The sequence below is a fragment of the Providencia sp. wls1916 genome, assembly GCF_009706585.1.
Lineage (GTDB): Bacteria > Pseudomonadota > Gammaproteobacteria > Enterobacterales > Enterobacteriaceae > Providencia > Providencia lanzhouensis.
Genome location: NZ_WLUL01000016.1, coordinates 124,937 through 137,624 on the forward strand (window position 1 = coordinate 124,937; position 12,688 = coordinate 137,624).

Consider the following 12,688-nt stretch of genomic DNA (forward strand, 5'->3'; position numbering starts at 1 on the left):
TTACCATGCATGAATACGCTTAGTTCCTTCGGCAAGCTGGTTGTATGAGGCGATGGTTGGCAGTAATTGGGTGATTAAACGGTTCCACCGAACAACAGGCGCCGCTGTTACATAAACCAGGTCATAAGGTTGTAATTTAAATTCAGTTCCCATCACGAGTGATGTCGCATCGGAGAGGTCGAGTTGATAAATTTCTGCCATTTTAGAAAGGGGGTTCTCGTCTTCAGAATCTGTTATTGGTGCGGGTTTATGCGTTGACCGAATGACAAAAATCCCTGTTGCACTTGCGGTAGTTTGGCTGAGTCCATTGGCTTTACTTAGCGCTTCAGTGATGCTCATTCCTGCACGGTCGATAGTCAATGTTGATGGTTTCCCCACTTCTCCCATCACAAAGACCTTTTGCGCATCATTACGGGGAACATAGAGAACATCGCCGGATAGCATTAAGTAGTTTTGGGTTAAATCGCCGTATTGAATTAACGATTGCAGCGAGATTTTTATCTCTTTGCCTTCGCGGGTGAGGATCACATTGTCCCAGTCCGCTTTTTCGGTTAACCCACCTGCGGTATTAAAGGCTTCCAAAATAGTAAGAGGGACATTGGTGATGGGCAAGGAACCCGGCTTAGTCACTTCGCCAGACACATAAATTTTTTGCGAACGAAAGGCGGCAATGCTGACATCGATTTGTGGCGCTTCAAGGTAAGCAGCAAGTCGGGTGCTGACTAATTTCCTGATTTCACTGATTGTTTTACCAAGAACAGAGACTTTTCCAATATAGGGATAATAAATGGTGCCATCTGCGTGAACCCAATTCCCTGAATCCGCAGCGCTGCGATAGGAGCCAGCGGGGATAGTGAGCTCAGGGTGATTCCATACGGTAATTGCCAGCACATCCCCCACGCCAACACGATAGTCATAACTTGCTAGCTGCTCCTCAAGCTGAGGATTAGATTTGGCAATCACAGGGGCAACCTGCATTTCACTTAGCAGCTTAGGGGAGATAGGGTAAATATCCACAAGTTGGTTGATATCTTGCTTACCAGTATCAATAGTCCTTTTTCCTGATGTGGAAATATAGGTTCCCGGGACGAGATGACACCCAGAAATTAGGATGCTCATTGTGATAGCCATGAGAAATTTACTGAACATGATAATAGCCCTAATCAGGATGGATAATGGTAATTTTTAGCAATCGAAGTTACACGACACAAAGTCAGCTCGGGATAATAGTTCAGTTTTAAACAAAAAACCAAATAATTCATCCAAAAATCGATGTTATATAAAAATATAATAAAACAAAAAATGATATTGATGCAGAAAATGTTTTGTGAGTGAAAGGTGGTTTGAGGAATAGACTAGAAGCGAACTAGGGAGTGAGTAGGTTAACTGTGTGGTGAGAATAAAGTTTGAGAATGTAAAAAATAAAAAAGCGAGCCGGTGGCTCGCCTAATTGATGCTATATCAAGGATGATTTAGCTTTGATAACCGTTGGGGTTCATAGATTGCCAGCGCCATACATCATCAGCCATATCCTGAATGGTATATTTGGCTTTCCAACCAAGCTCGCGCTCTGCTTTTGCTGGAGTTGACCAATATTCAGCAATATCTCCTGCACGACGTTCGGCAATTTTATAAGGGATTGGTTTACCGACAGCTTTTTCAAAAGCAGCGATCACTTCCAGCACGCTGGTTCCTGTACCGGTACCCAGATTATAGATATAAAGCCCTGAATCTTTATTCATATAGTTTAACGCAGCAATATGTCCATCAGCTAAATCCATCACATGGATATAATCGCGGACGCCAGTGCCGTCTTTGGTGGCATAATCCCCGCCGAATACAGCAAGTTCTTTACGGCGACCGACAGCTACTTGCGCAATAAATGGGGTCAGGTTATTTGGGATCCCATTCGGGTCTTCACCGATCAAGCCCGAATTATGCGCACCAACTGGGTTGAAGTAGCGTAGTAAGGAAATTGACCATTCGTTATCTGAGATACTGAGGTCAGTTAAAATACGCTCAACCATATATTTACTCGTACCATATGGGCTATTGGTATTTCCGACAGAGGATTCTTCAGTTAACGGGGTATGTTCAGGCTCACCATACACTGTCGCAGAGGAGCTAAAAATTAAGCTTTTAACACCCGCCTGACGCATACTTTGTATTAAAACTAAGGTGCCATTCACATTTACATCATAGTATTCAATAGGTTTTTCGACAGATTCACCGACTGCTTTTAACCCCGCAAAGTGGATCACTGAACTAATTGAATGCTGAGCAAAAATGGTGTCCAAAATGCTTTTATCACGCACATCACCTTGATAAAACGTCGGTTTAGTTCCCGTAATAGTTTCAATGCGATTAAGCACCTCAAGGTTGGCATTATGAAGATTATCTAAAATAATCGGCTGAATACCTTGTTGGATCATTTGCACACAGGTATGGCTGCCGATATAGCCAAGACCGCCGGTGACTAATATACAAGAACTGCTCATGGTTGCATCCTATCTATAAATATCAGAATTAAGACTAAGAATAATTAGGCTTATTTAAACTCATATTGCACAGTATTCGCGATACCTTGTTCCAGCGTAACAGGCGGAACAAAAGAGGTATTTCCAATGTAATTGGATTTAAATTGTGTACGAGCACAGAATTTTTTCACACGAATACTACTCACTGGGAATTCTTTGCCCGTCAGTTTAGAAAGCACGTCAAAACAGTAGCCACCTAAAATCCCAACTGGATATGGAATGCGGATATTAGATTTTGGCTTATTAAGAGCACCACAAATGACCGTTGTTAATTCGTTCATCGTAAAATCAGGCTTATCGATGTAATTGAATACATGCTTCCCTTCAGTGAAGGTGGTTGCGAATGTAATAAACGCTGCAATATTTTCTACATAGGCCATTGATTTTTGGTTATTACCAGAACCGATCATTAAGAATCGACCAGACGCAATTTGGCGGAATAGGTTATAAACGTTACCACGGTTATTTTCACCAAATACAACGGTTGGACGAATAGTAACTAAGATATTGTCCGCAGATTTTGCCTGCCATGCATCGTAAACGTATTCAGCTTCTAACTTAGATTTACCATAGTGGTTAAATGGATGATATTCGCCATCTTCCCCGGTTTCTTTTTCAACGAAGCCATAAACAGCAACCGATGAAGTGAAAACAATATGTTTGATACCCAACTGTTCAGCGACATCACAGACGTTTTTGGCACCATCAACGTTCACTTCATAGTAAAGGCTAATAGGGTGAACGTTATCTTTGTGTTTTGCCGATAGGTTAATAATAACGTCACTACCTTTCAGTGGTTCGATAAGCGTTTCAGGTTTGGTGACATCACCAAATTCCCATTTCTCAGGATGGGCTTCACTTTTTTCAATATCAACGATTTTGAAATCGATATTTTGAGATTTTAATTGGTTTGACAGACGTGTTCCGATAAAACCGGAACCACCGATGATAGTTAGCATGATAAACCTTTATTTTCTTAGATTTTTATAAACTTGGGAGAGTATGGATGTTGGCAGTAGTCGAGGAATACTGCGTAACATAAATGTTAGGTAAGCATTTATTGGAGTATCAATCTTTTGTTCTATTTTTAATTTAGCTAGTTGTAGCTCGCTCTTTATATAAACTAAGCCTTTGCGCCTTTTAATCATAGAGTCTCCGCCACGAACATTCACAAGTACATCGCTTAAATTAGCAACTTGATGCCCTGCCGCGATGACTCGAATCCATAGGTTGTAATCTTCCATATAAAGATGATGCTGATATCCACCAACTTGTTGTATGACATCTTTACGGAATGCGACAGTCATATGATTGAAGGGATTTCGTTTCTTTGCATAATGTAATATTTCGTTATGACTAGTCGGCGGATTTCTAAGACCTAGTGATTTTTCTAAATTCGAATCAAACTCCTCAGTGCTTGAACCTAATAAAACAACATCAGGGTTATTTTGAATATATTTTATTTGTTTTTCAAAACGATCTGGGAGGCAGAAATCGTCAGTGTCCATACGGAATACCCATTCATTTGAGCAATGCTTCAAACCTTCATTTAGGGCGTTGCCTAATCCTACATTCTTAGGTAATGGAAAAATTTTTATGGGTAAAAAGGTTTTATATTTATTAATAATAATAAGTAATTCTTCATTTATAGAACCATCAAGAACTAAAATAATCTCAAAAGGAAGGGGGGTGGTTTTCAAAATACTATATAAGCACTGTTCAAAGAATTGAGGTGATTCTTTATCATAAAGAGATATTAAAACACTAAACTGAATTGTCATCATTCTTCCATTATAGCTATAGGTTAAGCCATTTTTTAATTATTAATACATCTTCGAATCGTTCTAGATTAGAATTATGTATGACATAATCTTTACTATAATTTTTGCATAAAATATCTTTCATTTTAGACGCCAATTGTTCAACTATATATTCCTCTTTATTGTTTGATATATTCACTAATGATTCTTCTTTCCAAGGTTCTAATATTTCTCTTGGCCCCGTTGGACAATCAGTAGAAATAACTGGAATGCCTAATATTAAGGACTCGATAATTACTGTAGGTAAACCTTCCGAATCAGAAGTTAAGAGTAATAATTTAGCATTCGATATATAGGGATAAGGGTTTGATTGAAAACCTAAGAAATGTACATAGTTTGTAATTTCAAGCTGAGATACTAATTTTAATAATTCATTTTTTAACGAACCATCGCCTAGTATAATCAGATGCAAATTTTTTTCTTGAGGGTCTAGCAATTTAAATGATTGAATTGCTCTTTCAACCCTTTTTCTTTGGGAGAGAGTACTTACAGTAATTATATAATCGAATGGATATGTATCATATGGGTTTTCTTTTGCTTTAACATGCAGTTCATGAAAATTAAATGGATTATAAATAGTAGTGACTTTTTCTATATCAAACTGACCAAGTTCATAAAGTTCATTTTTTATTTCACTTGAAACCGTTAAGATATTAACATTTTTAAATATTTTCTTTAGTGGGAAAAAAGATGCAAATTCAGGGCGTAAAAATACTTCTTTAGGACTATTGTGGAAGTTAACGAAATAATTCCCAGATGAATTTTTTTCATACATTATTCGGTATAGATGACTGTAAATATTGTTATTAATAATGACATCAAAACTATTTTTATTAATAAATTCAATGAAGTCTCTCTTATCTTTTGAGTATTTGAATGTTGATATGTAGTTGATTATTTTTTTTAATTTTAACTTTAATTTAAGTATGGTAGGACTGTGAGATTTCTTACTGATTTGAACGGTATTGTTTTTTTTAATATAAGGCCGTATACCTTTCTTATCTCTTAAAAATAAATTTATCCTACTGTCAACATCAAAATTAATATTATCAATTCTATCTATTAATATAGAAACAGAACAGTTTGAATCCGAAAGGTACGTGGCAAGGTTTAGAATAACTCTCGATCCACCAGTTCCATTAAGTGAATTGTTAATAAATAAATATTTTTTCATAAATCAACCAGTTGTAATTTTTTACTCCGAATGTTTCATTAGATATATTGGAGTAAAAAATAATAAATAGGAATATATATATGGCAAGTACTAAAGGAATAAGATTTGAAATATTTTTTTTCTTTAGAATATCACTACTCATATTAGTTAGAATGGAAGAGACTAAAATTATATAAAAATAAAGGAAAGAATAAGAAAATCTATAGAGAATACTAATTGTTAACGCTAAAAATGAAAAGCAAAGCCCTACTGATACTAATCTTATATAAAGAATATTATTTTTGTTAATAGTTAAATATTTATTTAAAAACAAAAATGGAAGGATTAAATAAAAAAAGAAATAAAGTATAAATTTAAATCCACTCCCTTCAGAGGGGGATGTATTATTGAAGTAGTGTTCATAACCGCTAAACTGAGAGATCAGTGTCAGGGTATTATTATTGATTAAGTTAAACTTACTAACGATGAATACTAATAAAACAACGGTGAAATATAGGTATAAATTAAAATTGGCTTTACTAATAAATAAAATTAAAATAATTACAAAAATAGATGAGTAATGAAAGCTAATAGCAATTATAGAAATAAGAATAAATTTTAAAATCTTTTTTTCGAGTAAATACCATGTGCCAAACATTATCCAACTTAAGGAAATCATTTGTCTTACAATATTGAATGATGAAAAAAACATATCACTCAGAATGAAAATAGTAATAAATATAGTGGGGTTTATTTTACTTTTTTTACATAAGAAGTAAAGAGGAAGCAAAATTAACATAGAAGAGAAAATATTAACCCAAAGATAAGATGGTGATATTATATTTAATATATAATATAGTGGCTCATATTTAATTTGGTATGGAACTTGGTTAAATGAGTCAAATATTTTCTCATAGTTATAGTAGTCTATCCCGATGTCATATCGGAAACCAATAAATAATGCTGTAATAATGAATGTTATTACATGTAATTTAGGGAGTTTTAGAATACTTATAGCACTTGAAATTAATATAATGAATATTAAAAAAAAGAAATAACTCATTGTGAAATTTCCATTTTTTCGATTAGGCCAAAAGTCCTCTCTAAAGATTTATTTGAACAAGTTCCGAATATTATTTTATGTGAATTTTTAAAGATATGTATACCACTAGAGAATAAAGTGATGGCTAATGTTGAGGATGGTGTATTTAAATATATTAACTCTAATGGATATGCTTCACTACTAATAATACAGTTAGGGAAAATTTTTTTATAATTTGTTTTTTCTCTAGGGTGAGCTCGAATGAGAATTTTTTTAGATTTATAATTTTCAATTATATCTTTATATAAATTTATTTTTTCTATTTCCGTAATTATAGAGTCTTCACTTAAAGGTTGTGTAATTAATATCACATCAAAGTCAATTCGAATGTCAGTATAGTTGAAAATGGAATTTATTTTTTTCTTTTGGGCTACATTTAGTTTTTTCCAGTTGTACTCGATATTAAATATCTCAACTTTATGCATTATCGGTAATGGAATTGGAGCCATATTAGATAAATATATTTTTTTTACTGATATACTTTCACCAAATATTCTTTTGCTAAGTATTGCTTTAATATACCATTTTTTATTTGTTTGAATGTAATTTGCTGTTCCATCTTCGATCAAAGTAAAATCATTCAAGAACGGCGATGAAAAAAACAAATGGTCATGCCCATAAAAATTTAGATTCTTTTTATTCTTAATTATGAAGCGTAGCTTCAGATTAGTTAGTAAAGAAAATTTGAATTTTAGATAATTAAAAAACTTACTAAAAACATTATTTCCTCGTGGTATGAAGATTGCGTTAGGAAGTTTATTTGAAACTACAGATGGAATAGAGTCGGAGTGAATTAAAATAGTGTTATTAATTTTACTAGGAAACAAAATCATGTAAATTAATAAAGAGTAATTTGAGTTAACAACAAGAACATTGTCTATATTATTCATGAAGTCATTATTTAATATCATAAAATGTCTTAATGTTATCATTTTTAGAATAGAGAAAATCTTTAATAATATTTATCATTTTTTCTAGAACATTACCTTGGTAATAGGGGTTACTCGAAGAAATTATTTTATTTTGAAATTCATTAGTTCTGCATTTATTTATTGAGTTAATAATATCATGTTGGTCACATAAGCAGTCAATTACAGTTTCTCCTCTTACTCTACCTGCTTGCCTCATTCCTATATTAATAGTCGGGATTTTTAATGAGGGAATTTCAATTATACCTGATGAGGAGTTACCAATTAAACCACATGAGTATTTATTTAATGCTAGGTAATCTTCCGTTGTGACAGATTTAAGATATCTATAATTATTTTTTTTACTAAAATCAAGAATTAGATCTTTTATCTTATCCGATCCGGTATCTGAGTTTGAACCAATAAAGATAAAATCAAACTGATCTTTAAAAAGATTTAATGCACTTAGTAGCTCTATAGTTTGCTCTGTAATTGATACTCTAGTTAAAGTTTCAGGGTGAAAGAGAACTACAAAATATGGTTTATCTAAGTTTCCATATTTCTTTGTTATTTCACTTTTAGATGGTAAGTCTAATAATAAACTATTCTCAGCACCTAGTGCTCCAACGTTAAATACAGATTCTGGTCGTTCACCGAGTTGAATTACTCTACTTCGGTATTCTTCAGTTGAGCATAAATGTAGTTTTGCCATTTTAGTTATAGAGTGACGTATAAATTCATCATAGTTACCTAAAGTTTGCTCTCCTCCATGTATATGGATGATTGGTATGTTATGCATTGCAGCTGCAATAGCAACTGAATATATCTCATATCTATCACCTAAAATAATGACAGAGTCAAATTTATTTTCTTGAAAATACTCACCAAATTTAGAAAGGCATATTGACATCGAATGTAAAACTTTTCCATTATTAGATGTATCAATATCAATATCAATTAACTGATCAATAATAAAGCCATCATTCTCTATTATTTTGTAAGTATACCCGTAAGATTCATCACAATGCATGCCAGTGGCAACTAAAGTTAAGTCAATATCAATATCATTTTGAAAACTAACTAGTAGACGTTTCATAATACCATATTCAGCTCTTGAGCCTGTAACATATAGTAATTTTTTCATTTTATTAACTCACTTAACTCAATGTTTAACTGATGATATGCTTGTTCTGAAAAGTGTAGTCCATCATAAGTAAAGTTAGACTTTAAATTTCCAAAATTGTCATAAAAACTCTGGCTTAACTCAACATACTTTATTGCACTTTCTATTTTTGAAAATTTTTCTTTAAGAAAATAATTCAGATTATTTATTGTATGGTTACTTCGGTCAATACGTCCATTTACAGGAGGGGTGGATAAAAGAAAGATGACTACATTGGGATTTATTTTTTTAAGGTAAACGCTTATTTCTTTTATCCATTCATATGTTAGTTGAGGGGTCCAGTTATCAAGAACAATATCATTTGTTCCAGCTAATAAAAAAACAGTGTTACCTATTTCTTTTATTACTTGATTTTTAATAATTAAATTTAAATATTCTAGGGTGTTGATTCCAGAGATACCTAAATTATTTACCGGTTTGTTTTTTAAATTTAATATATTCCACTGATCAAAGATGGAGTGACCAATTAGAGTTATGGGTAAGGCTAAACTGAATTGTTCTTTTTTTTCTTCAATCCTTTTTTCTATGGATTTTAACAAATCTATTTTTTTGTTTTTTTTTGTTTGAATAGTAATAGCTAATTCAAAATCTATAATATCATCTATATCAATAGAATCTTGCTTCTCCATGATATAGGCGATACTATCAGCACCAAAAAAATGTTGTTTTTTTAAATAATTTTGATTATATGCTATAAAAATAGCTCCATTAGGAGTGTAGCTTTTAAAGTCTTGCCTTCTATAATTACTAAAGTTTAAGTCAAAATTTTTAAGACGAAGGTCTGTATCTATTTCTTTAATAAGATCCGCATTTTTATTACTCTCAACTACAGAAACTAAAAAGTTTATATCTTTTTTGTTCTCAAAAAGTTGGATAGCTTCTTTAATATGATTTTTATTACGAAATGGTGATGTTGGTTGTAAAAGTACAAAATAATTATATTGTGGTATTTGCTGTAAAATATTCTGTATTACCATAAAAGAGGTAGCAGAGTCTGTAGATAGTTCATGTGGGCGAATAAATACTTCTGCACCATATTTTTCAGCAATTTCTTTATACTCTAGAGAGTCAGTAGAAACGATGACTCGTTCAAATGATTTGGAGTTTATAGCTGCTTCTATTGTATAAGCAAGGAGAGGTTTATCTAATAACATCAAAATATTTTTATTTGGTAAACCTTTTGAACCTGAACGTGCAGGGATAATTGCAATTTTTTTTAGGGTCACTATTTACACCTCCTGCATGTCAAATCCGTTATGTTTTATTAGTTGATCTTCATTAAAATCTGATTCTGCTGTTTTACCTAGAATCTCATGCCAGTGCATAGGGCTGATGCCATTTCCTGGTCGTTTTGTAGTAATATTCTCTACAGTATAAGTATCACCCTTTTTGATGTTAACTCTCGCGACAATAGATTTCCTTGCGACTATTTTATTTTTACGTTCAGATTCTGTAACTTTTTTTTCTTCAGAACCTAAAGATTTTTCGACAGCTCGAATTCCTTGGCATAGTAAAGTTAATTCATCTGGAGTAACTGATGCTTTATGATCGGGACCTTCAAAATTTTTATCTAAGGTAAAATGTTTTTCAATAAAAGTTATACCATATGGTACTGAGGCTATGCCTGCAAAGTATCCTGAAGAATGATCTGAAAATCCTATTCTATATTCAGGGAATTCATTTTTTAAACCTTTAATTGCATTTAAATTGACATCTTCAAATGGTGTAGGATATTCGGTATTACAATGCAGTATAGTTATTTGATTTGAATGAACCCCATTACCTTTTAAAATATTCAATGCTTGCTTTATTTCATCTATAGTTGCCATTCCTGTAGACAAAACTATTTCTTTATTTTCTATTTGTAATTGTGCAATTTTTTCTAAGTATGGTAAGTTTAGTAATTCACCTGAAGGTATTTTCCACATTTTCTGATTTCTAGTCGCAAGAAAATCGATAGAATCCATATCAAATGGTGTTGAGAATACATCAAGACCTAATTCTTTAGCATATTTTTCTAATTTGATAAATTGATCATATGGCAATTCTAGTTTTTTTGTCATCTCTAATTGAGATTCAGTGTTTCCTGTAACTTTAATTTGATATTCTGCTTTAGGTGCGATTTTAGAAATCAGTAGTTCTGCTTTAAATGTTTGAAATTTTACTGCATCAACACCCGCAGCTTTTGCTTCATCTACCATTATTTTGGCAAGCTGAAAATCTCCATTATGGTTGCACCCTATTTCAGCAACTATGTAAATTTTATTCATAATTTAATCTCTCTAATTAAGCGAGTGGGGGTACCAGCAACAACAACACGGTCAGGAATATCGCGTATTACTACAGAGCCTGAGCCAATTATGCTATTAGAGCCAATTTTTATTTGCCCGTTTACAACAGAAGAACTACCTATAAATGTGCAACTACCAACATTGACATCTCCATTTAATACAACGTTAGTAGATATATTTGAGTGGGAACCGATAATGTTTCCATGCTCTATGAGTGATCGAGTATTCACAACTACTCCATCACTAATAGTAGTATCACTATTTATAATACATAGTTTACCAATATAGATACCTACACCTAAGTTAACATTTCTGGATATTATTGATGAATTGTCTATTATATTTATGATTTTTAATTTTTTCTCCATCAACAGTGAGTAAAAGTAACTTCTTACACTTGGCTCTCCTATGCCAATAAAATAAACATATTCATGGGCGTTATCTATATTTTCAATTGAATTTCCTAGTATAGGATAATTTTGATGGTATCCTACTTTATATGTATCTATGAAGCCGACTAAATCAATTTCATGACTATTAATGCTATCAATGATTGATTTACTAAACCCTCCAGCTCCAATAATAATTAGTTTTTTTTTCATAATTGGTGTTTCTAATTAATTTTAGGTTTAATACTATTTAAGGTAATTTAGAAATTTTTCGGCTACTATTTTAGGTGAATGCATATTAATTGCATACTCTTGTGACTCAACTTTTCTTAAATATATATCATGTGGGCTTTCTATTACTTTCTGAAGAGCAATGTATATTGAATCTTCATTGTTTTCTATTGATACAATAGGCGTTTTTTTTAAGTTTAAATCATCTTTGAAGTGTTGATTTGCAGGGGCAAGAACTACGTGGCCGGATAGCATACTATATATTGCATTCATTCCATACGAATTACATTTTGTTTGATCTATTGCTATATCAACATTATCCATGACTTTTAAGTACTCAGTTAGAGATAATTTTTCTGGATAAATTATCTCCACTTGATCTGAGTATTTTTTTTGTATTCTATCTAATGCTAATCTAATGATTTTAGTTCCTTTAAACTCTTCTCTATTTATGCCATGCATAATTACTATTTTTTCTTTATCATAATTTTTATTATTTATTTCCTTTTTGCTACCATCACAAGCTAAAGGTATAGTTTTAGTTAATTTATTTTTAAACTTAGATAAAGACCATGCGCGATTGTAATCGTACATTACAGGCACTATTTTACTTGAGAAGGTCGCTAGTAACTTATTGATAATTAGGTCACTTAATTTACTGAAATATTCTTTTTTAGGTAATGGTACATCTGAGTATGGCCAGTTATCAATATTACCATTTCTACCTTGCTTAATGAACTCAACATCATCTCCACAGCATAAAAGAATAATATTTTTTTTTGTTAGTTTAAGTAATATTAAAATAAAAGGACCTAGAAATTTAAAATCAAAAAAACTAGGGTTCATTACTAATACATTTTTATAACTTAGAATAGTTGGAATTAGTTTAATGAAGGAAATTAATTTTTTTAATTTATTTTTCCCGGTAATTTTTAGGCCATCATTAATTTTTTTAAAACCATCTCCTGAAAAGCTTAATACTTCAGATTTATATCCTAACTCTCTAAATCCCTTAGCTAAAGATTTCCCATAGCCACTATATTCGCCATAAATTAAAATTGATTTTTTTTTCAT

The 12,688-nt window shown here is 32.0% G+C and carries 12 protein-coding genes; all 12 read right to left on the reverse strand.

Features of this window, described 5'->3' with window-relative positions; genetic code table 11:
- The 12 genes from GKR61_RS11545 to GKR61_RS11600 all read right to left on the reverse strand — a co-directional run bounded on the left by GKR61_RS11545 (window position 1) and on the right by GKR61_RS11600 (window position 12,688).
- The gene (locus tag GKR61_RS11545; protein ID WP_154639787.1) at window positions 1-1,149 is read right to left on the reverse strand and encodes a polysaccharide export protein; all 1,149 of its coding nucleotides are present in this window, start codon (window positions 1,147-1,149) and stop codon (window positions 1-3) included.
- Between the two features lie 323 nt (window positions 1,150-1,472).
- A complete protein-coding gene (gene galE, locus GKR61_RS11550; protein WP_154639788.1) occupies window positions 1,473-2,498 on the reverse strand; it encodes a UDP-glucose 4-epimerase GalE in 1,026 nt (341 codons plus the stop codon).
- A gap of 50 nt (window positions 2,499-2,548) precedes the next feature.
- Window positions 2,549-3,496, reverse strand: a complete 948-nt coding sequence (locus GKR61_RS11555; RefSeq protein WP_006663210.1) for an NAD-dependent epimerase/dehydratase family protein — start codon at window positions 3,494-3,496, stop codon at window positions 2,549-2,551.
- Between the two features lie 9 nt (window positions 3,497-3,505).
- Window positions 3,506-4,318, reverse strand: coding sequence for a glycosyltransferase family 2 protein (locus GKR61_RS11560; RefSeq protein WP_336426622.1), 813 nt, complete (start codon window positions 4,316-4,318; stop codon window positions 3,506-3,508).
- Between the two features lie 16 nt (window positions 4,319-4,334).
- Entirely contained in the window at window positions 4,335-5,531 is a 1,197-nt protein-coding gene (locus GKR61_RS11565) for a glycosyltransferase (protein ID WP_154639790.1), read from the reverse strand.
- Window positions 5,509-6,573 carry an EpsG family protein gene (locus GKR61_RS18050; RefSeq protein ID WP_154639791.1) on the reverse strand — a complete coding sequence of 355 codons (1,065 nt, stop codon included), beginning with the start codon at window positions 6,571-6,573 and terminating at the stop codon, window positions 5,509-5,511. Before GKR61_RS18050 ends, GKR61_RS11565 begins: the two co-directional genes overlap by 23 nt.
- Entirely contained in the window at window positions 6,570-7,181 is a 612-nt protein-coding gene (locus tag GKR61_RS11575) for a polysialyltransferase family glycosyltransferase (RefSeq protein WP_154639792.1), read from the reverse strand. Before GKR61_RS11575 ends, GKR61_RS18050 begins: the two co-directional genes overlap by 4 nt.
- A gap of 328 nt (window positions 7,182-7,509) precedes the next feature.
- Window positions 7,510-8,664 carry a UDP-N-acetylglucosamine 2-epimerase gene (gene neuC, locus GKR61_RS11580; RefSeq protein ID WP_154639793.1) on the reverse strand — a complete coding sequence of 385 codons (1,155 nt, stop codon included), beginning with the start codon at window positions 8,662-8,664 and terminating at the stop codon, window positions 7,510-7,512.
- A complete protein-coding gene (locus tag GKR61_RS11585) occupies window positions 8,661-9,929 on the reverse strand; it encodes a cytidylyltransferase domain-containing protein (protein ID WP_336426623.1) in 1,269 nt (422 codons plus the stop codon). Before GKR61_RS11585 ends, neuC begins: the two co-directional genes overlap by 4 nt.
- Before the next feature lie 3 nt (window positions 9,930-9,932).
- Window positions 9,933-10,973, reverse strand: a complete 1,041-nt coding sequence (neuB, locus tag GKR61_RS11590; protein WP_154639794.1) for an N-acetylneuraminate synthase — start codon at window positions 10,971-10,973, stop codon at window positions 9,933-9,935.
- Window positions 10,970-11,596, reverse strand: coding sequence for a NeuD/PglB/VioB family sugar acetyltransferase (locus tag GKR61_RS11595; RefSeq protein ID WP_154639795.1), 627 nt, complete (start codon window positions 11,594-11,596; stop codon window positions 10,970-10,972). Before GKR61_RS11595 ends, neuB begins: the two co-directional genes overlap by 4 nt.
- Before the next feature lie 33 nt (window positions 11,597-11,629).
- Window positions 11,630-12,688 carry a hypothetical protein gene (locus tag GKR61_RS11600; protein ID WP_154639796.1) on the reverse strand — a complete coding sequence of 353 codons (1,059 nt, stop codon included), beginning with the start codon at window positions 12,686-12,688 and terminating at the stop codon, window positions 11,630-11,632.